Consider the following 22,624-nt stretch of genomic DNA (forward strand, 5'->3'; position numbering starts at 1 on the left):
TTGAATCAAGATCTTGGCTAAAAAATAAATCATTGTTGCAGCTAAGGTCATTTTCTATTAATTTTGCAAACGTTCCCAAAAAAGTCAGGATAGGTAATACATGCATTTGAACGAATTCATACGTCTCGCCGGAGGCATTCAAAATATTTTGCGAGTGCTCCTCCCCCAAAAGAAAGTCGCACTATGTGTAAGCAATCCGGATTTGGTTGCTGAGCTTCCTGCAGACGTTGAATTGAAAAAAGTTCTGACAGAATGGCATTTAATATCAGGATCGGTTTGTACAACAGAATCAGAATTATTGGAGCTTGGAAAAGATATTGGTGGTCAACTGCGCGCTAAAGCAATGAACTGCTTTGAGCCGACGGAATCGGTATACCGCCCTGGCTGGCATGTCTCTCCCCCTGTTGGGCTATTAAATGATCCCAATGGATTTATCTACCATGAAGGGAAATATCATCTTTGTTATCAGTGGTATCCGTACGATTGCGTCCATAAAGATAAATATTGGGTCCAGATGTCCAGTGACGATTTAGTAAACTGGAAAAGAGAATCGGTTGCCCTGACTCCGTCTGACTGGTTTGACAGCCATGGAGTGTATTCCGGCCATGCTATCTCTCATGAAGGTCGTATTATCGTTTTTTATACCGGTAATGCCCGCATTGGTGAAGAACGAATAAGACAGACAACACAATGTGCGGCGGTTTCGGATGATGGGGTGCACTATGAAAAACTGGGACCGTTAATTCCTTGTCCACCGGAAGGCGTTACCGGACATATTCGCGACCCCAAGGTCATTTTTCGGGATGGTATCTGGTGGATGTTCCTAGGCGCCCAGACTGACGAATTAAAAGGACGTTTGGCGGTGTACAAGTCTTCAGATTTGAAAGAATGGAAGTTCGATGGGCTTTACGGTGATGAGTTAGCTAACGGGAACTATGGTTATATGTGGGAGTGTCCGGATGTATTCGAATTCGACGGGCAGTTCTATCTGGCATTTTCTCCACAGGGGATTGAGTCTCATAGTCCTTTGAATACATTGCCTCATCATAACCGTATAGCTGTGCTGACATTTACTGATGAAGGTGGTATAGAAATTGGAGAGCCAGTGATTTTAGACTATGGTTTTGATTTTTATGCTTACCAGAGCGTTGAGACTCCGGATAGCCGACGGGTAATGATCGGTTGGATGGGGTTACCTGATGAGGTTAATCAACCAAGTTGTGATCAGGGATGGATTCATCAGTTTTCGCTTCCGAGGGAATTGAATTTTGCTGGCGGTAGATTAATTCAGAAGCCTTGCCGGGAACTGAAAGCTCTTCGTGGTGATGAAATTGAATTCGGTTCAGAAACTGAAATTGATCTTGGAAGGAAGCAGTTTGAGCTGATGCTCACTTTGCAATCCGGTGGGAAAATTCAATTATTCGCTGATGATAAATACTCATGTGATCTGACGTTTGAAACGGATAAACAGCGATTGCTTCTTGACCGTTCTAATACCGAACAAAGAGAAAGTGATCTGTTACGTGAATTACCTGTTAACGGTGAAGAGGTCCGGTTACACATTCTGGCTGATAATTCTTCCGTTGAAATTTTCATTAATGACGGAGAAGCCGTAATGACATCGCGGGTATTTACGCCAGCGTCTGCCACACGACTTATCCTTGGAGATAAGGTGAAAAATGTATCCGGATACTATCTAAATGGTGCCCGGTTGCCTTTTGCAAATCAGTAATACAAAATCTGTTTTTTTAAGGTGAAGCTGATAATGCTTCACCTCTTTTTATCTAGTTTTTCAGCAAGCTTAAAAGAGCATCTTTTGATGGTAATGCCGTCATTGCACCTTTTTTCGTGGTGGCTAATCCACCACAGGCATTACCCCATAGTACCGCCTCAGTGATGGTTGACTCCTGCTGCCAGTCCTGATTCTGAGACAAGCGTGCGAGTAAACCACCGACAAAGGCATCGCCTGCACCGGTTGTATCGACAGGTGATACTTTTCTTGCCGGCACTTTTTGTGAAACGCCATTAAAGGTTGCTAATGTACCTTCGGCACCGAGAGTGACCAGGATTAACGGAATCTCAAATGGACGTAAAGCCGCTAGTCCTTCTTCAATAGAGTGTGTATTCGTCAAAAGTGACAGTTCTTCTTCTGAAAATTTAACCATATCCGCAAGTTTGACGGCATCCATAACAACACTGATTAACTCATCAGGATTAGCCCAGACTTCCTCACGTAAATTTGGATCAAAGCTGACAAAGCCTCCGGCTTTTTTCATTTCACGGATGGCTGAGAATGTGGCATTCCGGCTTGGATTGTTTGCCAGTGCGATTGAGCAGCAGTGTAACCATTCTCCTGCGTTGAATGTGGCGATGTCCTCGAAAGAAAAAAACTGGTCGGCGCTGGGTTTTACCATAAAGGTAAAACTGCGTTCTCCACTGTCATCTAAATCAACGACAACGGTTGAAGTCCGGTGTTCAGAATCCAGAGCGAAATGTGTTACGCCAACACCCTCATCGGAGAGTGTCTGTTTTAAAAATTTTCCGAAGGGGTCACTACCTGCTTTACCCATAAATTCAGCTTGTCCCTCCAGCCGGGCAATCGCTACAGCAACATTGGCCGGTGCGCCGCCGGGACATTTCAAATAGCTGTTTTCGCTATCAGGGATGAGATCAACAACGGCATCCCCGGTTAACCATACTTTTTTCACAATATTTCTCCTTTGATTTGCAGGATTTATTATAACTGGAAATTGGATTGCCATCGATGGATAAAGGTGTCGTAAGGTAAAAAACAACCACTTTTCTTGTCAGGATAAATTATTTAAACCAAATCGCGTTTTTTATCATTTAATGGGAAAAGAAGAGCGGTTCGGGTTAGGGGATTTTTTAGGAAATGAAATCAAAAAAACAAGCGACCGTAAGTGGTCACTTGTTTAGTTATAAATCAGGCCGCGGCGATATATATCCGCTTCGTTTTCTTCTGTTGCGTTAATTGCTCAATCAAATCGTCTATGTTCAGCTCAATGCCAAACTGACGTTTAAGATTTGCCAGATAAATGGCATCTTCACACATGGCTTTTTCTGGCTCATCACTGATTTTTGCTACCGGCCTTCCGTTGCATTCCGTCAGTTTGATCACCATGGATAGAGGAGAGTACTGAACACATTCATTGTTGGTCCATCCTCCCAGGTCATTAGTTAGAAATGTTCCGATTCCAAAAGAAATGTTGACTCTGTCTTTAAAATAGTCACAAATCTCCAGAGATTGTTCGAAGTTAAGTCCATTGGAAAACACAAAGACTTTAGACATTGGATCAATACCCAATTGCTTATAATGATTGATAAGTTTATCACCCCAGGCAAAAGGGCATCCTGAATCGTGTCTGACACCATCATAAGCTTTGGCCAGATGCATGTTGAAATCTTGCAGGAATGCGTCAATGGTTAAGGTATCCGTTGGCGCAATAGATAGTTGACCATCAAAAGCTTTTAGCCACTGTTCAAGAGCAACTCGTTGAGAGTCTCTTGGATTCACCAGAGCCTGATGTCCCATAAACCATTCATGGGCAATGGTTCCAATTGGTGTCATGTTGAACTGACGGGCAAAATGCGTATTGCTTGTTCCCACCATCAGCTCTGGAATGTGAGAACTAAGGTAGTCAATGATGACTTCCTGAGCTGAAGTGGAAAACCGTCTTCTGGTTCCCATTTCTGTCAGGCGGAAATTTTGAATGTTTCGTTCTTTTAACGTGTTTTTCAGTTTTTCGACTTTTCCTTCAAGAACCCGCAGTACATCATCTAATGTGACATTTGACCAGCGGTGTCGATTTCTTACTTCTGAAACAATTGACATCACGATCGTTTCATAAAGGATTGTGTCTTTCCACGCCCCTTCAATGCCGATACGAAGCTGACGTTTATGGTTCTGTTCAACGATTCCGATCTCAACCTGTTGCTGAGGTGAAAATCTAAAGTAGCGTAGCGAATGCAAAAAAGCGTTGGTTAAGTGCGGTGAACTTGATCGTAGATACTGAATATCATCTTCAGTAAAGCGCAAATCGTTCAGGCGATTTACTTCGTTTTGAATGTATGGCAGTAAGTCGCTGATGTCTTCATCTGAGCGGACTATTAGCTCATATCTGACAAGAGTATCGGGGTATAGACTGTGTATCGCTTGCATCATATTGATTTTGTATGCATCGAGGTCAAGCATACTTTTTACGATCACGTCTGAAAATAAAGGCAATGTCATAGCGTGTACCTTCTGGCTTATGACTAATTAATAACAAGATGTTCTTAACTAAAACTGAAACATAATTGAGTACTGTAATTTTGTCAATTCAATGTTGGAAAAAATGCCTTTTTAGGCTGTTTTAACGTGATTCTAGTCATAATTAGCTTGTTTATTCAAGAGCTGTATATTTGTTATTTTTAATAATAGTTAGTAACTGGTTGTTACTAATTCTTGACGTTATGATGACTGTTTATCTAAAATACGTTTATCTCTAATAAGGATACTATTAGGCATGATTGTAACTATCGATCTTATCTGTTTGCGTTTAACAGGGACCGGAATTGAAACACTTCTTATCAAGCGGAGAAACCCCCAAAGGCCAGATTGTGGTAAATGGGCGATTCCTGGCGGAATTGTTTTTGATGAAGACCAAACTGCATCTGGTGGTGAACCTGCGGATATCGATTTTGAATCTGCCAGACGGAGAATTTGCCGACAGAAAATTCATACTTTTCCTAATTTTATCAGTGACCCTCTGGTTGATGGTAATCCGAAGCGGGATCCGGATGGATGGAGTGTTAGCATTTCACACTACTCATTACTGAATTCTGAGAATATTGGGCAAATTGAAAATTCCGGAATTGATTCTGCACGGTTACAGTGGGTACCTCTTGAAAAGTTACTAAATAATAAAATGGAACTGGCGTTTGATCATGTTTCTCAGATCCAGCACGCCTGGAAAAAGTTAAGAGCAGCCGTTGAGTATACGTCTGTTGTTCTCTTCTTTCTGGATAAGGAATTTCTGGTTTCGGATATTATTGAGGCTTATGAAAAATTTGGCGTTGAAGTAAACCGAATGACCATTAAGCGGCGTTTAATCGATTCCGGTGTGATAGTCAGTGCGAATAAAATCGCTGCTTCTAAAAAGGGCAAAGGAGGGAAGCCAGCGACAGTATATCAACTGGGCTGTAGTGATGTTTCGTACTTTCAAACCTGTTTGCGGGGTTAGGGGAGCAGAAAAATATCTGGTGCCATTCTTTACTCTTTATTCTTTTTACTTATAACACTTAGAATGATTATGCATTGGATAAGAACCGGATTGAATGCGACTATTAGCATTGTTGTTAATTATAGGTAAGGTTTCTCTGTGTCTGGTTCTATGCGGTATTTTTGTTATGGTCTCTTTTTTAGCTTTACCACCGTTTTATTCTGGGGGCTAATTCCTATCGCATTAAAAGTGTCTGGAGGATTTGCTGATCCTGTTACACTGACTTGGTTGCGTTTTAGTGTTTCAGGACTGATTGTTCTTGTTTGGCAATGGGCTCACGGGCGTCTTCACGAGTTTTTACATTTAAGCAGGATGGATTGGGTTAAGTTACTACTAACCGGTGTTTTTCTTATTATTAATTATACCTGCTTTGCCTGGGGACTAAATTACTTAAGGCCGGAAGTGGCCCAGTTGGGTATGCAGGTTGCGCCTTTATTTCTGGCTCTGGGCGGAATGATTTTTTTAAAAGAGAAAATTGCGTCGTTACAATGGGTATGCTTTGCGATTTTAATTTTTGGTCTGGTTATTTTCTTCCATCCGGTTGTTTCGGGTGATTATCATGGAGATCTTTCGGTCTTATTTTCCGGACTGATTATTATGTTGGTCGCTGCACTTTCCTGGAGTGCTTATGCTTTGGTTCAGAAATCCCTTTACCAGAAATTGAACTCATCAAATATACTGCTGGGTATTTATTTGTTCGCTTTGATTGCAATGGTTCCTGCCACTCATCCTTCTCAACTAATGTCAATGACAACCAGTGATGTCTGGGTGGCAATTTTTTGTTGTCTGAATACGGTCATTGCCTACGGTTCGTTTGCTCAGGCTTTATGTTATTGGGAAACTGTTCAGGTGAGTGCAGTAATTACTTTAACGCCAGTTGCCTCTTACCTTTTGACTGAACTATGCGTTTTTCTTGGGTGGTGGAGTGATATTATTACGCCTTCTCATGCTGACTTTTTAAGTTTGTCCGGAATGGCTATTGTGATTCTTGCTGCAATTGGTATTCAGGTTGTCAGTGTATTGGGAATACGGCACAGAAAAAGATCGAGAGTTCAGACAGCGGCCTGACTCCTTTTTTATTGGGAAAAAGAGCCAGGGCCAACCTTATGCCTTGATGGAGAATGACTTAACATCAAGTCTGTCAAGCAGGTTCAATTCCTGTGCCTTCAGGACAAAATCCTGGAAGTGAGCCGTTTGTTGATGTCTTTCAAGAATGGCATCGCTTCCCCACTGTTCTCTCATGATAAACAGCTCCGATTTTTCTTTGTCCTGCAGAAGCTCGTAGGTAATACATCCGTCTTCTTTTCTTGACTCTTTTACCAGGTTTTCAAGCAGTGAAAGAAGCGAATCAGCAAGACCCGGTTTCGCTTCTATTTCTGCAAGCAAATAGACTTCAGCCATGTTGTATCCTTATTGTTTTCATTTATATTGTTTTGACTTATTTATTTTTCATTCGATATCAGATTAAAAATACACTATTAAGAAATAATGCCGAGTCTCAGAAATGATATTTTTGAAATGGAGCAGAGAAATAGAGGTTATAACAAAGAAAAAGCTCAGAAAGATTATCTGAGCTTGATGTTTGGGTAATTAACTGGTGTGTCAGTTAGTTTGTCAGATGTAACGCTTCATTAATGACATGAAAGATATAGTTTTGTTCGACAGCTCCCTGAAACAGAAATGCTTCGGGACCTTTTGCAAAAATGGCAACATCTTCTCCTGAATGGGTTTCTGAGGAGAATTTGATTAGAGCCTGTTGATGGTAATCTGGATCTAACACTTCTTTCTGAGTCGGATTGTTGCGGGGGCCGTTAACCGCAGCGATACCATTTCCATAGCCAATAGTCGTATATCGTTTACCAAATTCATCTTTATTAAACTGTCCGTTTTTCTTTGAAAGTCCTAGGATAGGATTTCCTCGATCAGAATAGCCGTTCATGATCATGGTGTGTGCATGGTCAGCCGTCACAATGATGAGTGTTTCCTGAGGGTTGGTTTTATCTAAAGCTGTTTTAATGGCTTCATCGAATGCGATGGTTTCCGTAAATGCCCGGTATGCGTTGGTTGCATGGTGAGCATGATCGATACGTCCACCTTCGACCATTAGAATATAGCCATTATGATTTTTGCTTAAAATATCGATGGCTTTTGATGTCATTTCTGCAATTGATGGTTCGTTATTTTTGTCACGATCGGCTTCGTATTTCATGTGACTGCTTTCAAATAAGCCGAAAGCGCGGGTTGTATTTTTGCTCAGTTTGTCAAAGCCAGTTTTGTCGTAAACATACTGTCCGTCCGGATAGCGTTGTTTCCATTCCTGAATTAAATTGCGGCCATCTTTGCGTTTGCCTTTTTTCCCTTCGGGATCTGTTGTGGTATTTGGTATAAATTCTCGCCGACCTCCCCCAAAGACAACCTGTAGTCCTTTTCCTTTATTGAACTGGACCAATTGCTGAGCGATATCAGTGCATCCCTGATTTTTAGCAATATTAGGCATTGACGCATCGTTTTCCCAGTTACGATCAGCACTGTGTGCATATGTTGTTGCCGGAGTCGCATGGGTAATTCGTGCCGTTGATACAACACCGGCAGACATGCCTTTTTCTGCTGCCATTTCCCAGGCGGTTTTCACTTCATGTCCTTTACCTGTGTTACAGAAGCCGCGTTGTACATTATCATCAATACTGATTATGCCTTGTTTCGTCTTGACACCGGAGACCATAGCAGATGCGGTTCCGGCAGAGTCTGGAGTCTGTGCATCTGTGTTGTAGGTTTTGGAAAGTGCAAGATGAGGTAAGGTTTCCATGTTCAGCCGGTATTCTTCTCCAGACATTCCCTGACGCTGGCCTTCAAAAATTCTCGACGCAGTGATTGTTCCAATGCTCATTCCATCACCAACAAAAAGAATGACATTTTTGGCCTGCTTATCGATAGGTTTGTTCGCTTTTGCCTTAGCAATTTGTCTCTGGGCTTCTTTATACCAGGCATCATTTTTCTGAGGCGTATTGATATTGTTGTTTGCTGAACAAGTGCCAGCGAGGGTAAGCAAAATGCTTCCTGCCAGTATGACTTGGTTACTTTTCACAAATTATCTCCGTCTATTATTCCGTCATTTATTTTTCTTTTTACCGATGTTAAGTTTGACTATTTCTCATTAAATCAATGACATTTTTGTTACGAAAGTATGAAGCTTTGTTTAATGTTCATTGTATTTAGTGGGTCTTAAAAATAACGCAGGAAAAATGCAGGGCTGTAATATCATTGTCATTTATATAATTAATTCTAATCTATTAATTGAAAATAATGGATATTATGTATATGGGATTAAGCCGTTACGATTGCGTTTTTATCATTGTACTTTTAACCTTTTTTTCTGGGGCGATAAGAGCGGAATCAGAAAATAAAGATGGGGTTATACAATTGGAATGGATTGATTTAATTCCGGAAGAGGATCGAAATGTATTGCCACCGTCAAGACCTGCCGTTATTAATCATGATGAAGATACGCCGCCACAGCAAAAGTTGGGTGGAGTCAGGCTGGACTTAAACGGGAAGCGGGTCAGAATGCCCGGTTTTGTTATTCCTCTTGAAGGGGATAGTGAAGTGGTAACTGAGTTTTTGTTGGTCCCATATTTTGGTGCTTGTATCCATGTTCCACCACCCCCACCGAATCAAATTGTGGATGTTCGTTTTGAACACGGAGCACCTGTTAAAGAACTCTGGCAGACAGTATATGTGACCGGGGTTCTGAAAACAGAGATGGTAAATCACGATTTAGGCGAGACAGCTTATGTTATTGATGGAATGAAGATCGAGTCTTATCAGGAGTGACAATATACGGTTGAGTGTGCTTTTTATGGTATATATACGTTATGGTTCATTTTAGCTTATGTGAAGTTTACAGTGTTAAATCAAGAAAATGTGATTAAATTAACCAGAACGAAGATGCCCTTTGGGAAGTATGCGGGCAGGTATCTGATAGACTTGCCGGAGGAGTATTTACTGTGGTTTGAGCGCAAAGGAACGTTTCCCGAAGGTGAGTTAGGGCAATTGATGCAACTTTGTTTATTGTTGAAAATAGATGGTTCTGACAACGTGCTGAAATTTCTCCGATAGCGTTTATTTTTCTGTTCCGACAATGAGTTAATTTCTTTTTACTAATCTATCAATATTTTCGGTATCTCATTTTATCGTCTACACTTGTATCCAATGGCTTCGGATTAGCAGGAACATTCTGAGGTGAATTTATCTTTGGGCTTTTGCGTTTATCTTCTGTGTTTATGTTGTGGTCTTCATTCCGTATTATGAAGATGAATTTTTACTGGTTCTAAGCAATAGAGCGGTATGTTAAAAATTATTCAAAGAAAAAGACAACAGTATGTATTACTGTTTACTGTCATTTATTTTTGTATATCCATATTTTTTGTGGAGTTTGTGACAGGGTTATTTATTCAGAATCAGGTTGAAGCGGATAAGGACGAGATTCGCTATCAGATTGCCTTGATTCGATCCCGGATAGAAGCAACAATTTACCGTGATACTTACCTTGCTGAAAGTGTAGCAACGTTAGTGACTATTGCGCCCGATTTTGCAATCACGAATTGGTATAATATCGCTCAGAGATTAACATCCAAAGCCTACTATGTGCGTAATATTTCGTTGTATCCTAATGATATTATTACTCATATATACCCGGAAAAAGGTAATGAACAGGTCTTAGGGCTTGATCTGAGGACCGTGCCCGGACAATATCACACAGTGTTAAAGGCCCGTCGTTACGAAAGTGTCTTTTTATCTTCTCCAGTGGATTTGGTACAGGGAGGGCAAGGTATTATTGTCAGATACCCGGTCTTTTCGGACTTTCCGTATAAACAAAAATATTGGGGAGGGGTGAGTGTTGTACTGGATTATGAAAAGTTATTGCGTCAGTCCGGGGTCTATTCAGTGAAAGGAGCTCAACTGGCGATAGTACAAAATGTATATGGCGAGAAAAAACAATCTATTATTATGGGTAATCCCTTAACAGCGAAAAATAGTGATCTTTCCTTTCCTGTTCACCTACCTAGTGGTACCTGGAAAATTTATGCGAAGTTTTCCGATATTACGAACACCGATTATCAGTTAGTTCTTATATTACGTTTGATTGGGATATTGGGTTTTCTGGTCATTTATGTATTGTTATTTCTTGTTTATCGCAGTTATCAGAATGTCAGAGACGTATCTTTTCAGGATGAATTAACACTACTGCCAAACCGGCGGCTTATTATCGAAATGATTGATAAGTTAATGGGCCAACCCAGTCTTTCCGGAAGTATTCCCTGCTTTGCTATCCTGAATATTGATTTGAACAAATTTAAAGAAATTAATGATACTTTCGGACATTTAGCCGGTGATGATATGCTTAAACATGTTGCGCATATTTTTACTGAAAATCTAAGATCGTCAGATGTTGTTTCCCGTTTCGGGGGGGATGAGTTTGTTATTTTATTGCATAGGGTTTCTACAAAAGAAGAAGTGGAGCTCGTTGTCAGTAAGCTGCGAAGCGCGATAGACGAAACCGTTTTGATCTGGGACGGTCACGAACTTTATCCTTCCGTGAGTATTGGCTATGCACTGTATGATCAAGAGAAAGATACTTGTGTGGATGATATCCTCGCCAGAGCTGATCAGAATATGTATCAGGAAAAAGTATTAAAGACAGGAAAATCTACCACTCAATAAGAATTGGGGTGCCGGTTTTTACAAGAGAGAGAAATTCATCCATGTCTCTGTTGGAGATGGCAATGCATCCATTTGTCCAGTCAAAACTCTGAACAAATCTGGGGTCTCGTTTGTCACCATTCATAAAGCCATGAACACTGATAGCTCCCCCGGCTGATACGCCTTTCTCTTTTGCCCTGGCTCTATCCTGTTTATTTGGGTAACTGATGTGCATTGCTTTGTAGAAAGAAGAATGTTTAACGATATAGTCTAGGATATATAACCCTTCCGGTGTCTTTTGGTCGCCTTCCTGTTCTTTGTGTCCTCTCGGTTGTTTCCCCAGAGCAATACGATACTCATGAGTAACTTTATTGTTTTCAATAAGGTACATTCTTCTTTTAGACTTATCGACCTTGACTAAGTCAACCTCTGCAAAGGCAGGGAAAGAGTGAAGGAAAAATGCCGACAGGCCGGTCAGTAAAAGTAGTCTGGTTGTTTTCAGTTTACTGACGGTCATTGGCACCATCCTTTTATGTCTTACATTTTAGGGAAATGAAATGTTTTTTGTTTTTTCGATTTATTTACTTTTCCGTTTGTTTTTTTGAGTAATCCCAGTACGGATTCCGGTTGATAGCCGTCAGAATTCTGAGAGTAGAGTTGTGATAATAGCGCAGATACCGCCTGATCTAATTCTATAACATTGTCACCGATATGATGCTGTTCTGCTTTCCACAATGCGTAATACCTCTGAATATTAATACCATCTTTTTCTTTTATTGCTGCTCTCAATGAGTTTATCGTGGATGGCATTTCGTTTTGCGGTTCTTGTTTTTCGTCCACAGGTTTCGTTTTTCTGTGGGTAAAAATAAACAAAGACAACGTCGCCAGCCATAACAAGGCAAACAGTGCCGTTAAATATGGCCAATATCCGGCATTGTTAATGATCTCAACCTTTGGTTTAGATTCCGTTTCAACAGTTGCTGGTGGTGTTGGCATGACTGACTGAGCAATCGGTGCAGAGGCTGCGGAGCCTTTCACTGTCAATATTTTTGCCGGTAAAAAAGATTTTCGCTGTTTTTTAGTTGCAGTATCCCACCAGTTAATAGTGACACCTGGTAGTGAGTACTTACCTGGTTTGCTTGCGATAATGACTTGTTTCAGTGTCATTTCCAGATCGCCATTTGCCAGATTTTTATATTTTGGCTTTTCGGGATAAACACGAAGTGCTTCCGGGTATGTTAAGGTGATATCCGGAACCCTTTCCTGCGCTACGCCCCGGACTGTGAGGTGAATCAATCTGGTAAGGGAATCACCAACGTTTAGCGTGATTGGTTTATTTTCCGGTACTGATACATTCTGGCTGTTAAGCCATTGTTCGGACAGCGTAAGAGATGAGGTTGGAAGCCAGGTGCCATGGAATTGTTTTGGTTTCGCTAATACCTGAATATTGAAAATGTCGGGTGTGGTAATCAGAGGCACAATTTTTGTGTTTCCCCGATAATCACGGTAATACATTGAGCTTTGAAATTTAGGTTCCCTGACCGTATAGTTACCCGGAGAAGTTGCGGTAATCCTGAAGCTTTGCGTCAGAACCGTCGTATTAATGCCGTTGATGACCTGTTGTGTCTGCATTGGTTTGCTGGCTGGTTCCAGATTAACGCCATTCGCACTGGGAGGTGTTATTTGTGGATTTTGCATTTGCTGTATATCGGCTTTGATAAACAGTTTTACGTGCATTAGGGTGCTTTCGTTTGGATAAAGAGTCCTTTTTTCTATATGAGTCTGAAATTCGACTAAATCACTGGTTCTTGGTGATGATTGATCCCGAACAACCTGTAATGCAATCGGTTGAGTTTTTTCACCATTGATACTGAAACTTGGGATGGTAACCACTCCCAGCTTACTGGTTGCCAGAGTAACCGTCCATTCTGATTTATTGGTTCTGCTGCCATTAATGATATTAATAGAGTGACCAAAGCTGGGTTGGCTGACCATAAATTGATTTTTCAGTTTATCGAAACTGACTGAATCCCGGTCAGCATCCTGATCGGTCGAAATGGTCAGTTGAAAAACCTCATTTTGCGTAATTTGTGTTTTATTGACTGTTGCCGTTGTCCGGGCGGACACAACAGCAGATGCAAACAGCGTAACGCTTAAGATTAGAATACCGGATATCAGTTTTCTCATTGTGGTTACCACTCTTTTCCTTGGTTTTCTGGTGGTGCTTTCTGTTGAGCCTGTAAAAGTAACTGTGCTCTTAAAAGCCGGCTTGGATCTCGGGCATTTTCAACCTGCTGTAATTTTCTCAATTCGGGATCCGCCGCTTTATTTTTATCTTCTTTTATTGTCTGAGCTGATTTATTTGATCGTTCCTGTCTTTTGTCTTGTGTTTTCCGGGGCGACTGAGTCAGGGATTTATCTCTGTTGTTCGTGTCTTTTTGCTTACGAGCCTCATTGTTATTTTTTGGTTGTTCAGGTTTTTTCTGACTGTGTTGCTGTTTATTATTTTTTTGGTTTTGGTTTTGGTTTTGGTTTTGGTTTTGGTTTTGGTTTTGGTTTTGGTTTTGGTTTTGGTTTTGGTTTTGGTTTTGGTTTTGGCTGGATTTATCCTTCTGTTTTTCAGATGAATTTTTCTGTTTATCAGATTTGTTGCTTTTTTTAGAATTATTATGCTGTTGCTGTTGCTGTTGCTGTTGCTGTTGCTGTTGCTGTTGCTGTTGCAGCGCTTTTTTTACCACTTCCAGATTATGCTTCGCATCCTGATGATCCGGTTTCTTGGCGAGCACTTTCTGATATTCTTCTATCGCTTTTTTCAGGTGGCCACTTTTGGCTAATGCATTTCCAAGATTGTACTGGTCGTCTGGTGTCGGGTTCTTTATAGAAGAAAAACTATCAACAGCCTGCTGGTATTTCCCTGCCCGGTAATAGGCCGCGCCTTTCCAGGCATTGTTGCTAAATTGCTCAGCGGCCCGAGAGTATTGCTTCGCATCAAATTCCTTTTTAGCTTGCTGATCATGGTTTAGCCAGGGAGAGGCCATTGCTTTTTCCATCGGATTACCGATTAAGAAAAGCAAAACCAGACTGAAAAGCACGCCTTTGCGAAATAGTATCAGTCCCGGAATTAACAGAAACGGAATGATCCAGTAGCCATTATTCGCCCGGTTATTGACTATCTGGTGCTGTTTCTTCCCCGGCGACAGAAAAGACTGGCTTTGTCTGACCACGGTTTGTACATCCTGATTATCGACAGTGATAGCTACAAATGTGCCATTCACGGATTTAGCGAGAGATTCCATGTTTTTAAAGTTTGATTTGGCAATAACGGTCGAACTATTTCGGTTTTTCAGTAGTGAACCGTCCGGCATTGGAATTGGCGCTCCGGAGGCACTGCCAAGTCCCAGGATAATCAGGTTCCAGTGACTACCATGAAGTAATGATTCAATATCAGATTTTTCCTGATTGTCGATGTCATCCGTCAGAAGTACAAGTGTTCCACGGCTTTCCTGACTGTGCTTCATCAGTTTTATTGCCTGAGCTACCCCTTTCGCTGCATTTGCTCCCGGATATGGCATGATATCCGGTGAGAGACTGGGTAGCAGATTTTCTATTGTCGCCGTATCGGTAGTGAGCGGAGATACGGTATAACCATCTGCGGCATAGGCTACCAAACCGGTATAGCCATCTTTCCAGCGGGAAAGAATATCCTTCGCTTTATATTTGGCCTGAGTAAGCCGATTCGGTTTATTATCTGTTGCGTACATAGACCGGGACATATCCATGATCAGGATTCTTGCGGATGCACTCGTGAAAGTTGGTGTTGTTTCCTTTTCAAAACTCGGACCGGCCAGAGCAAGAATGGCTAAGGCAAGACTGAGTCCGATAAAAAGAAAAGTATGTGGTGAGCGGTTCGCTCTTTCCACGCCAAGTGCTTTTGCTAAATGTGGTGCAATGAGGTTTTTCCGGTTTGGCCGGTAGGCTCCCCATGCCATCAATATTGCCAGAGGAAGCAATACCAGCAGCCACTGAGGATACAGAAAAGCGAAATCAGACATGTTTCCTCCTTATAACCAATAAAACAAGAGACAAACATAATGCAACTGTTAAAGGATAACGGAACCATTCATCCTGAGGCCGCCAAACCTGGCTGGCTTTTTGTACCGGCTGTAACTCATTAATTTTCTGATAGATCGTTTGTAATTCTTTTTTATCTCTGGCTCTGAAGTATTGTCCTCCGGTAATCCGGGCTATTTTCTTCAGTGTTTTTTCATCCAGATCCGCTGCGGTATTCACTTTTCTGGTCATAAAAAAGTCCCGGACCAGCATTTCTCCGGCACCGATACCGACCGTATATATTACGGCGTGATATTTCTTAGCAATTTCAGCCGCTTTAATCGGATCTAAAACTCCGGCAGTATTGCTGCCGTCACTCAGTAAAATCATGACACGTTGAGGTGCATTACCATCGATAAACGTCTTTGTTGCTAAACCAATACCTTCACCAATGGCTGTTTGGGTACCAATTAGCTTTAATACCGTCTGATCCAGTTGTTGTTTTACGGTACTACGGTCAAAAGTCAACGGGGTTTGCAAGTAAGCATGATCTGCAAAAAGAACCAACCCCAGCCGGTCTCCTTTTCGTTGATCAATAAAATGGTCAAGGACATGTTTTACGGCGGTAAGACGATCGATGTATTTATCGCCATCTTTCATGTCTTTCTGACTCATAGAATACGACAGGTCCACCACCAGCATCATGTCTCGGTGTTTGGGCTGTGTTGTGACCGGGTCGCCATACCAAACAGGTCTTGCTGCGGCCAGAACCAGAAAGCACCATAGCAGGGTTGCTATTATTTTGGCCGACCACTGGGTTGAATGGGTTAATGTTTCAGCGGGTGGTAAGTAGTTGAGTTTGATGGCTGCCCGTGGTTGAGTCGGTTTTGCAAGCCAGCGAACAACAAAGGGTAGTGGTAAACAAAATAGCATCCACCACCACACAAATTCTATGTGTGTCAAAACGCCGTTATCTCCTGTTTTTTTTCGGCGGCAGAGACTCTTGAACCCAGGCAATACAACTTTCGATCAGTTGATATTCATTTTCACTATTCATTTTTTCATGTTTGTATAACACCGCCTGCCATAAAGAGGCATTTGGTGTGAATAGTGGTTTCCCGTATTGCGTATCCAGAAAAGAGTACCAGTCATTGCCCGTCAAATGGGCAATGTCTTTTCTTGGGTAGTAGCAAAAGGCGGCTTGCCGAACCAGTTCAATGGCATCTGAAGGCGTCATTTCACCGCGATGAAACAGTTTCAGTGCGGTTTTTTTAGGAATGAGTCTTTTGATTCGCCAACGAATAAACAAAGTCACAGTCAGGATTACTATAACAGTAACACTAATTAAACTGAGCCAACCCCATGCCAGCGGCCACCATGACGGAACGGCCGGAAGGTGTATAGGGTTTAACTCTAGTAATTTTGAAAATGACTGCGACATTTACAATTTTCCAATTAGTTGTTTCAGCAAGCTGGTATCCGTTGTCAGACAGGTGTAAGGAATACCCAATTTTCTACACAATAATAATAGCGTATCTTTATGAGAATCAAAGGATTTTTTTATTCCATTCCGTGTCGAAGCAGCTGAAAAATTCAACCATCTGGTGTTAAAATAGTCAGTAACGGTTTCAATTCCTCTAAATGATGTGTTTCCCTCCTCAAGCGGGTCTGAAATGTGCACTATACGAATGCTGTTATGCTGCTTCAGTCTGCTGAAACTGATTTCATTTTCTGGTCTGAATCTTGTGAAGTCGCTGATAATAATGACTTCGCTGCCTTTTTGAACTAACTGATTCAATGTTGAAATGCTGTTAGCCCAGTCCGTTGCCGAAGTGTGTTGCTGTTCGGCGGCATGAAACGACTTAATCTGTTGGTCCACCAGATTTTGCAGCAGTGTCAGAATACTTTTCAGGTTTCCTCTCGGCCTAATCTGTATTTGTTCCCGGCCGAGGTTAATCATGGCACCCACACGGTCTTTCTGTGAGAAAGAGAGCCAGGCAATTAAGCTGGCGATGTGAGCTGCCTGAATTGATTTCAGCATCAGTGTTGAACCGAAATGCATGCTATCGCAAAAATCCACGTACAAGATGACTGGTTTTTGCTGCTCTTCTGTGAATAATTTCGTGTGTGGTTTGCCGGTTCTTGCTGTTACCCGCCAGTCGATAGCCCGGATATCGTCGCCATTCTGGTATTGCCGGACTTCTGAAAAATCCATTCCTCTGCCCAGTCTTCGGCTCTGGTGCTGACCGGACATGACAGACCATAAACCTTTGGCAGGCGGTAACCATGCTGAGCATTGCTGTTTGTAAATGAGAAGCTCATTTAAAGACAGCTTCACACCGTTACTGTATTCAGGTAAATCCAACGGAGACATCGTCTAAGCGCTCCCGACGAGGGAAAGTAAATGGGTAATGATTTGATTTGGATGAACACCTTCGGCCTGAGCCTGATAGCTTAGCAGTAACCGATGTCTCAGCACCGGAAACAGCATCGACTGGACATCTTCCGGCGAAACAAAATCCCGACCTTCCAGCCATGCATGCGCTCTTGCACATCGGTCCAGAGCAATAGTGGCTCTTGGACTGACCCCCATCTCCAACCACTGAGCTAACTGTTGATCATAATCTTTGGGTTTTCTTGTCGCCATCACCAGTCTGACGATGTACTTTTCAATGGATTCCGCCATGTGAATATTCAGTACTTGCTCGCGGGCACTGAAAATGGTTTCCTGTGCAATTTTTTCCGGTTTGATGGCTTTAACCCCGGAAGCTTCACCGCGGTTCAGGCGCAATATGTCTAGTTCACTCTGTTCGTCCGGATAGTCCACATTCAGGTGCAGCAGAAAACGATCCAGTTGAGCTTCTGGTAGAGGATACGTTCCTTCCTGCTCGATCGGATTTTGGGTAGCCATAACGAGAAACAATTTTGGCAGGGTATAGGTTTTTCGTCCTGCAGTAATTTGTTTCTCTGCCATTGCTTCCAGCATGGCGGCCTGTACTTTTGCCGGAGCCCGGTTGATTTCATCAGCAAGGATCAGAGAATGAAAAATCGGACCCGGCTGAAATTTAAATTCACCGGTTTCCGGACGGTAAATATCAGTACCGGTTAAATCAGCAGGCAATAAGTCGGGTGTAAACTGAATTCGGTGGAAGGTGCCTTCAATACAACCTGTCAGAGTTTTAATAACCCGTGTTTTTGCCAGTCCGGGAGGGCCTTCAACAAGGATGTGACCGTCAGCAAGAAGCGCGACCAATACCTGCTTGATTAATGCTTTCTGTCCGACAACCTGACTGTTTAGATAATTTTGTAATTGTGTAAATGCTTGTACTGGCATAAACCACTTTCTCCTGAATAATTCTCCAGTTTAGTTAACGATATTTTAGAAAAGTTCCCTTTTTTTCATAAAATTAGCAGATCTATATATCCATTTTTCATTGGGTCAATGATACCTGTAAAACAAATAAAAGACAGATATGCAATCAATGGTGAGTACTGGTATATAACGATTGAGTTGGGTAAAATTCAGAGTGATAAAAACATTGTGAGACATTTTTATGAGTGATTTTGAAAAAGAACTGGAACAGATCGCAGAAGATCAGCAGGGCGTGGAAGAAGAAAAACTGCCTTCACTGGAAGAACAACGGGCAATCGTTGCAAAGCTAAAACAGTTAGAAGCAGAAGGTAAGCTGACGGAAGAAGTTCTGGCCGAACATTTCAGTAAGTTCTATGACGAAAATGGCAGTCCTGTTCATTAAAAACAAGACTACTTTTGTCTAATGATTCAATCATTATCATACCGTTTAATACTCATTTTCTGAGATTAAATGAGATAAAAAAAGCCTCTCGACAGAGGTTAGTGTCGAGAGGCTTAATGGCGCGTTTATGTTTGTACTCGAAGGGAACTTTGAGACACTTTAAACATAGTTGAGGATTTGTGCTTTTGCAACGTTCTGCCTGAAAATACGATTTGTGTCATGAAAATGGACGTCTTTTATTGCTGCCTACGATTCCAAGAAGGGTTAATAAATAAAATCTGATTTGAAACAAATCATGATATTACATCAGGCGTACTATAACGTTTTGTAGGCGAATCTATCTGTTCGTTAATGTATCCGTCCGTTACTGAGAAAGAGACAAATAATAATGAAAACGCTTGTGGATCGGTTTTTAGTGTATGTTCAATTCGGGACTCAATCCAACCCATATAAATCGACTTGTCCAAGCAGTTCCGGACAAAAAAAGTTTGCTCATTACCTGTACGAAGAATTGAAATCGTTGGGGCTGTCTGACGTATCGGTTGATGAACACGGTTATGTGATGGCCAGACTGAAAAGTAATGTCGATTATTCCGTTCCCGCCATTGGTTTTATTGCACATATGGATACTTCGCCAGATGCCTGTGGCCGCCATGTCGTTCCTCAGATTGTGGAAAATTATCAGGGAGGAGACATCGCTCTGGGAAATGGTGATGAGGTGCTTTCGCCGATTCAGTATCCAGAGCTTCATAGTATGCATGGGCAGAATATTATTACGGCCAGCGGAAACACATTATTAGGTGCGGATGATAAAGCCGGTATCGCTGAAATTATCAGTGCGGTTGAATACTTACAAACTCACCCCGAGATTCCTCATGGTGATATTTGTGTCGCTTTCACGCCGGACGAAGAAATTGGTCGTGGTGCCGATTTGTTTGATGTTGAGAAATTTGGGGCGCAATGGGCCTACACCGTTGATGGCGGTGCTGTTGGTGAACTGGAATATGAAAATTTTAATGCAGCCAGCGCAAAAGTGTCTTTTTATGGTGTTTCGGTTCATCCGGGAACCGCAAAAGGTAAAATGATTAATGCGATGAATCTTGCTGCACAGTTTCAGGTCCGGATGCCGGCGGATGAAACACCGGAATGCACCGAAGGTTATGAAGGATTTTATCATTTATCCTCTGCAATAATGAATGTCGCACACAGCGAACTTCATTATATTTTGCGTGATTTCGATGCCGGGAATTTAGAAAAACGAAAAGCGTTTATGCTAAACCAGGTGACTGAGATGAACCGTAACCTTAAGCGCGGCCGGGTTGAGGTCGAAATTGAGGATGGTTACCGGAATATGAAAGAAATGATCGAACCATTCCCTCAGGTGATTGATATTGCAAAAATCGCCATGCAGGAGTTGGATATTGAGCCTAAGTTGTGTCCAATTCGTGGAGGAACCGATGGCGCAACATTGTCTTTTATGGGGTTACCTTGTCCTAACCTGTTCACCGGTGGGTACAATTTCCATGGAATATATGAGTTTATAACCATTGAGGGTATGCAGAAAGCCGTTCAGGTTATTTTAAAAATTGTGGAAAAGACGGCCGGAAAGTATAAGGCTTAAGGTCTTGCTATCATCAGTGTTGGAGAACGGAGTTTATAACACCGGGTCAGAATAAGTATCTCTGACCCGGTATTTTTTTAGTGGTTAGGGTGTTTTTGTTCAACAAGACGGGAAATATTTTCAATCACCTGTCCACTGGCGTGTTCTGCATTGCTGACCGTTTGAATTAACTGATCAAAGATGTCATCTTGATTCATCCAGTCATTTTGTACCAGATGCAGAGCCTGGTGGATGTGGCTGTGGACATCTTTATGATGTATTTCCAGATTCTGATAAGCAGGCAGACTATTATAGTTATTAAGACCATCCCCTTCGTAATACCATTTACCCAAACGGCAACTGAAGTGATCGACTTTGGTCGCCTGAGCCTCTTCCCCTTCGCCATTATTTTCTAAACCAATGTAGGCGTTCTGCATATAAATTACGTGATCCAGTTTTACCAGTGAGGCAAATGAACGGTCTTTGGATACGCCAATTAGATTAATGGTTTGATCAGCAGAATCGGCTACTTCAGAAAAGTTGGTATGGAAGGTTTCAATCTTCTCTCCGGCATTTTTGGTTTGTGCGCCAACATCGGATGTTTGTTCGACGACTATCTGAATTTGTTCCCGTAGGCTGTTTATAATATCGGCAATCTCGGCGGTTGAGTTCCGGGTCCGGTCTGCAAGTTGTCTGACTTCGTCGGCAACCACAGCAAAACCCCGGCCAACATCACCGGCCCGGGCGGCTTCAATCGCGGCGTTCAGAGCCAGCAGGTTTGTTTGTTCGGCAATATCGGTGATGATTTTTACCGTGTCGGATATCCGTTCACTTTCTTTGCCCAGTCTTTCGGCTGTGGATTCCATATTGTTCATTTTTGCATTGATATCGTCCATGGATGAATGAAGTTCAATAACACTTGATTTGCTGTTTTGGGCACCATCCCGGTTTTGTTTGGCAATGCCTAACACTTCTTCCATTTTTTCAGCAAGAACGGAAAGCTCTTGCTGATTGTTCTTAAGATTGGTCAGAAGATTTCCAGTGTTTAAATGGTGTAATTCACTGAGCAGCTTGTTCTGTCTGGCGAACGAATCGGCATCTTTCATTGCTTCCTGGGCTTTGTTGACACTTTTCATCATGGTACCGAATTCACCCGGGAGGCCTTTTGTCAGGCCTTTTCGGTGAAATTTTCTCTGACTGGCTTTACTGAAGCTGTTGGACATTTCTTTGAAGTTTGTTTCAACAATGTCGAGAAAGTCGTTTAATTCCCAGGCAACGTATCCGATTTCTCCCAACCCTTTGGTATCAGTTGTCCGCACATGGGTTTTCCCTTCTTTTGCATATTTCAGTATGTGCTCAATGGATTCCAGTGCATGGATGTATTTCTGATGATCTTTGACTACATAAAACGTGAATAAAATAGAAAGTAAAGGGGCGAATATGACAAAGATATCCCAGCTGTGTTCAAAAAATTCATGTACGGAAACCATTGATATAAGAGTAATAAAAACGATGCAGATGTAGACAAATTTATTTTTAATAAAAGGAATATTTTTACTCACAGTGCTATTGGTCATATGTATGAACCCTCTTTTACTGTTCATAAACGGAAATGATATGCTCTTCATAACTTTTGCCGGAGGTGTCGGCAAAGGTCTGTAAAAGCCATTCCCAGGAGCGTTTGGCTGCTTCGTTAGATGCAGATTTTTGCTCTATGGCAAGCATTTCCTGATAGAGAGGTCTTATGATGGCTAACGATGATTCAGTTGCGGTTCTTCGAACTGAAAAGAACCCCACCATTTTTCCATCGAGAAAATCTGGGGTGATATTGGCAAATACCCAGTAGAAATTACCGTCAGCGGTGATATTTTTGACAAATCCAAAAAATTCTTCTCCGGATTTCAGCGTTTTCCATAATCCGTAAAATACCCCTTTGGGCATATCACGGTGACGGATGATACTGTGGCTTTGTCCGATTAGCTGATCGGTCGTAAAATTACTAACCTGCATAAATATCCGGTTAGCGTACGTAATATTACCTTTAAGGTCGGTTTTACTAATGATGAGCTCATCATCAGCAAAATGGATTTGTTTTGCTGAAGGTGATGGTGTGATCATGGATGGATCTCCTGCCAACTTATGTAATGTGTTTAATTGAATTTATGTGATTTTTGTTGTTATGCAATTAAGCGCTTTTTTAAGCGTAGGAGATAAATAGAGAAGGGAACAAAAAAAGC

21 protein-coding genes are annotated in these 22,624 nt (G+C 41.8%); 8 read left to right on the plus strand and 13 right to left on the minus strand.

Annotated features, from left to right (window positions below):
• Positions 1-100 precede the first annotated feature (100 nt).
• A complete protein-coding gene (locus LRQ06_RS15370; protein ID WP_232767937.1) occupies positions 101-1,732 on the plus strand; it encodes a glycoside hydrolase family 32 protein in 1,632 nt (543 codons plus the stop codon).
• A gap of 52 nt (positions 1,733-1,784) precedes the next feature.
• Here LRQ06_RS15370 and cscK read toward each other — a convergent pair whose 3' ends face one another.
• Together cscK and pncB are read right to left on the minus strand one after the other, a co-directional pair.
• Positions 1,785-2,708 (minus strand): fructokinase, encoded by a 924-nt coding sequence (cscK, locus tag LRQ06_RS15375; RefSeq protein ID WP_232767938.1) that lies wholly within the window; start codon positions 2,706-2,708, stop codon positions 1,785-1,787.
• Between the two features lie 236 nt (positions 2,709-2,944).
• Positions 2,945-4,252 (minus strand): nicotinate phosphoribosyltransferase, encoded by a 1,308-nt coding sequence (gene pncB, locus LRQ06_RS15380; RefSeq protein ID WP_232767939.1) that lies wholly within the window; start codon positions 4,250-4,252, stop codon positions 2,945-2,947.
• A gap of 274 nt (positions 4,253-4,526) precedes the next feature.
• Here pncB and LRQ06_RS15385 point away from each other — a divergent pair, with 274 nt between their 5' ends.
• Positions 4,527-5,243, plus strand: coding sequence for an NUDIX hydrolase (locus LRQ06_RS15385; RefSeq protein WP_232767940.1), 717 nt, complete (start codon positions 4,527-4,529; stop codon positions 5,241-5,243).
• A 138-nt stretch (positions 5,244-5,381) separates the two neighbouring features.
• Positions 5,382-6,350: a DMT family transporter gene (locus tag LRQ06_RS15390; RefSeq protein ID WP_232767941.1), complete on the plus strand. Its 969-nt coding sequence runs from the start codon at positions 5,382-5,384 to the stop codon at positions 6,348-6,350.
• Positions 6,351-6,386: 36 nt separating this feature from the next.
• On the opposite strand, the gene LRQ06_RS15395 is transcribed toward LRQ06_RS15390, so the two are convergent.
• Both LRQ06_RS15395 and LRQ06_RS15400 read right to left on the minus strand, forming a co-directional pair.
• Positions 6,387-6,683 carry a putative quinol monooxygenase gene (locus LRQ06_RS15395; protein ID WP_232764383.1) on the minus strand — a complete coding sequence of 99 codons (297 nt, stop codon included), beginning with the start codon at positions 6,681-6,683 and terminating at the stop codon, positions 6,387-6,389.
• Positions 6,684-6,888: 205 nt separating this feature from the next.
• Positions 6,889-8,367 carry an alkaline phosphatase family protein gene (locus tag LRQ06_RS15400; RefSeq protein ID WP_232767942.1) on the minus strand — a complete coding sequence of 493 codons (1,479 nt, stop codon included), beginning with the start codon at positions 8,365-8,367 and terminating at the stop codon, positions 6,889-6,891.
• Between the two features lie 227 nt (positions 8,368-8,594).
• Between LRQ06_RS15400 and LRQ06_RS15405 the strand changes: the two genes are divergently transcribed.
• The 3 genes from LRQ06_RS15405 (at position 8,595) to LRQ06_RS15415 (ending at position 11,003) form a co-directional block, all read left to right on the plus strand.
• Positions 8,595-9,113: a DUF3299 domain-containing protein gene (locus tag LRQ06_RS15405; RefSeq protein WP_373054856.1), complete on the plus strand. Its 519-nt coding sequence runs from the start codon at positions 8,595-8,597 to the stop codon at positions 9,111-9,113.
• 72 nt (positions 9,114-9,185) lie between these two features.
• On the plus strand, positions 9,186-9,398 hold the full coding sequence (locus tag LRQ06_RS15410; RefSeq protein WP_232764386.1) for a DUF3820 family protein: 213 nt from the start codon (positions 9,186-9,188) through the stop codon (positions 9,396-9,398).
• 228 nt (positions 9,399-9,626) lie between these two features.
• Entirely contained in the window at positions 9,627-11,003 is a 1,377-nt protein-coding gene (locus LRQ06_RS15415) for a diguanylate cyclase (RefSeq protein ID WP_232767944.1), read from the plus strand.
• Here the strand turns inward: LRQ06_RS15415 and LRQ06_RS15420 are convergent.
• Genes LRQ06_RS15420 through LRQ06_RS15450 form a run of 7 tightly spaced genes read right to left on the minus strand, consistent with a single transcriptional unit; the run spans position 10,990 to position 18,366 of the window.
• Positions 10,990-11,499 (minus strand): L,D-transpeptidase family protein, encoded by a 510-nt coding sequence (locus LRQ06_RS15420; RefSeq protein ID WP_232767945.1) that lies wholly within the window; start codon positions 11,497-11,499, stop codon positions 10,990-10,992. The genes LRQ06_RS15415 and LRQ06_RS15420 overlap by 14 nt on opposite strands.
• A gap of 20 nt (positions 11,500-11,519) precedes the next feature.
• A complete protein-coding gene (locus LRQ06_RS15425) occupies positions 11,520-13,169 on the minus strand; it encodes a BatD family protein (RefSeq protein WP_232767946.1) in 1,650 nt (549 codons plus the stop codon).
• A gap of 5 nt (positions 13,170-13,174) precedes the next feature.
• Positions 13,175-15,034: a vWA domain-containing protein gene (locus tag LRQ06_RS15430; protein ID WP_232767947.1), complete on the minus strand. Its 1,860-nt coding sequence runs from the start codon at positions 15,032-15,034 to the stop codon at positions 13,175-13,177.
• Positions 15,027-15,995 (minus strand): vWA domain-containing protein, encoded by a 969-nt coding sequence (locus LRQ06_RS15435; protein ID WP_232767948.1) that lies wholly within the window; start codon positions 15,993-15,995, stop codon positions 15,027-15,029. Before LRQ06_RS15435 ends, LRQ06_RS15430 begins: the two co-directional genes overlap by 8 nt.
• A 7-nt stretch (positions 15,996-16,002) precedes the next feature.
• On the minus strand, positions 16,003-16,473 hold the full coding sequence (locus tag LRQ06_RS15440; protein WP_232767949.1) for a DUF4381 domain-containing protein: 471 nt from the start codon (positions 16,471-16,473) through the stop codon (positions 16,003-16,005).
• On the minus strand, positions 16,474-17,406 hold the full coding sequence (locus LRQ06_RS15445; RefSeq protein WP_232767950.1) for a DUF58 domain-containing protein: 933 nt from the start codon (positions 17,404-17,406) through the stop codon (positions 16,474-16,476).
• Positions 17,407-17,409: 3 nt separating this feature from the next.
• Positions 17,410-18,366, minus strand: a complete 957-nt coding sequence (locus LRQ06_RS15450) for an AAA family ATPase (RefSeq protein WP_232767951.1) — start codon at positions 18,364-18,366, stop codon at positions 17,410-17,412.
• Positions 18,367-18,586: 220 nt separating this feature from the next.
• Here LRQ06_RS15450 and LRQ06_RS15455 point away from each other — a divergent pair, with 220 nt between their 5' ends.
• Together LRQ06_RS15455 and pepT are read left to right on the plus strand one after the other, a co-directional pair.
• Positions 18,587-18,787 (plus strand): restriction endonuclease subunit S, encoded by a 201-nt coding sequence (locus LRQ06_RS15455; RefSeq protein ID WP_232767952.1) that lies wholly within the window; start codon positions 18,587-18,589, stop codon positions 18,785-18,787.
• A 388-nt stretch (positions 18,788-19,175) separates the two neighbouring features.
• A complete protein-coding gene (pepT, locus tag LRQ06_RS15460; protein WP_232767953.1) occupies positions 19,176-20,408 on the plus strand; it encodes a peptidase T in 1,233 nt (410 codons plus the stop codon).
• 77 nt (positions 20,409-20,485) lie between these two features.
• Here the strand turns inward: pepT and LRQ06_RS21125 are convergent, their stop codons facing one another.
• Complete coding sequence (locus LRQ06_RS21125; protein WP_308218836.1) at positions 20,486-21,964, minus strand: methyl-accepting chemotaxis protein; 1,479 nt, start codon at positions 21,962-21,964, stop codon at positions 20,486-20,488.
• Between the two features lie 16 nt (positions 21,965-21,980).
• Positions 21,981-22,505: a PAS domain-containing protein gene (locus tag LRQ06_RS15475; protein ID WP_232767954.1), complete on the minus strand. Its 525-nt coding sequence runs from the start codon at positions 22,503-22,505 to the stop codon at positions 21,981-21,983.
• Positions 22,506-22,624: the final 119 nt, after the last annotated feature.

The organism is Vibrio salinus (assembly GCF_021272385.1).
Lineage (GTDB): Bacteria > Pseudomonadota > Gammaproteobacteria > Enterobacterales > Vibrionaceae > Vibrio > Vibrio salinus.

Bases quoted from the DNA above. Each gene is read 5' to 3' on its own strand.
- LRQ06_RS15370 (WP_232767937.1), top strand. From the start codon at position 101: ATGCATTTGAACGAATTCATACGTCTCGCCGGAGGCATTCAAAATATT.
- pncB (WP_232767939.1), bottom strand. From the start codon at position 4,252: ATGACATTGCCTTTATTTTCAGACGTGATCGTAAAAAGTATGCTTGAC.
- LRQ06_RS15385 (WP_232767940.1), top strand. From the start codon at position 4,527: ATGATTGTAACTATCGATCTTATCTGTTTGCGTTTAACAGGGACCGGA.
- LRQ06_RS15395 (WP_232764383.1), bottom strand. From the start codon at position 6,683: ATGGCTGAAGTCTATTTGCTTGCAGAAATAGAAGCGAAACCGGGTCTT.
- LRQ06_RS15405 (WP_373054856.1), top strand. From the start codon at position 8,595: ATGTATATGGGATTAAGCCGTTACGATTGCGTTTTTATCATTGTACTT.
- LRQ06_RS15415 (WP_232767944.1), top strand. From the start codon at position 9,627: ATGTTAAAAATTATTCAAAGAAAAAGACAACAGTATGTATTACTGTTT.
- LRQ06_RS15420 (WP_232767945.1), bottom strand. From the start codon at position 11,499: ATGACCGTCAGTAAACTGAAAACAACCAGACTACTTTTACTGACCGGC.
- LRQ06_RS15425 (WP_232767946.1), bottom strand. From the start codon at position 13,169: ATGAGAAAACTGATATCCGGTATTCTAATCTTAAGCGTTACGCTGTTT.
- LRQ06_RS15430 (WP_232767947.1), bottom strand. From the start codon at position 15,034: ATGTCTGATTTCGCTTTTCTGTATCCTCAGTGGCTGCTGGTATTGCTT.
- LRQ06_RS15440 (WP_232767949.1), bottom strand. From the start codon at position 16,473: ATGTCGCAGTCATTTTCAAAATTACTAGAGTTAAACCCTATACACCTT.
- LRQ06_RS15445 (WP_232767950.1), bottom strand. From the start codon at position 17,406: ATGTCTCCGTTGGATTTACCTGAATACAGTAACGGTGTGAAGCTGTCT.
- LRQ06_RS15450 (WP_232767951.1), bottom strand. From the start codon at position 18,366: ATGCCAGTACAAGCATTTACACAATTACAAAATTATCTAAACAGTCAG.
- LRQ06_RS15455 (WP_232767952.1), top strand. From the start codon at position 18,587: ATGAGTGATTTTGAAAAAGAACTGGAACAGATCGCAGAAGATCAGCAG.
- pepT (WP_232767953.1), top strand. From the start codon at position 19,176: ATGAAAACGCTTGTGGATCGGTTTTTAGTGTATGTTCAATTCGGGACT.
- LRQ06_RS21125 (WP_308218836.1), bottom strand. From the start codon at position 21,964: ATGACCAATAGCACTGTGAGTAAAAATATTCCTTTTATTAAAAATAAA.
- LRQ06_RS15475 (WP_232767954.1), bottom strand. From the start codon at position 22,505: ATGATCACACCATCACCTTCAGCAAAACAAATCCATTTTGCTGATGAT.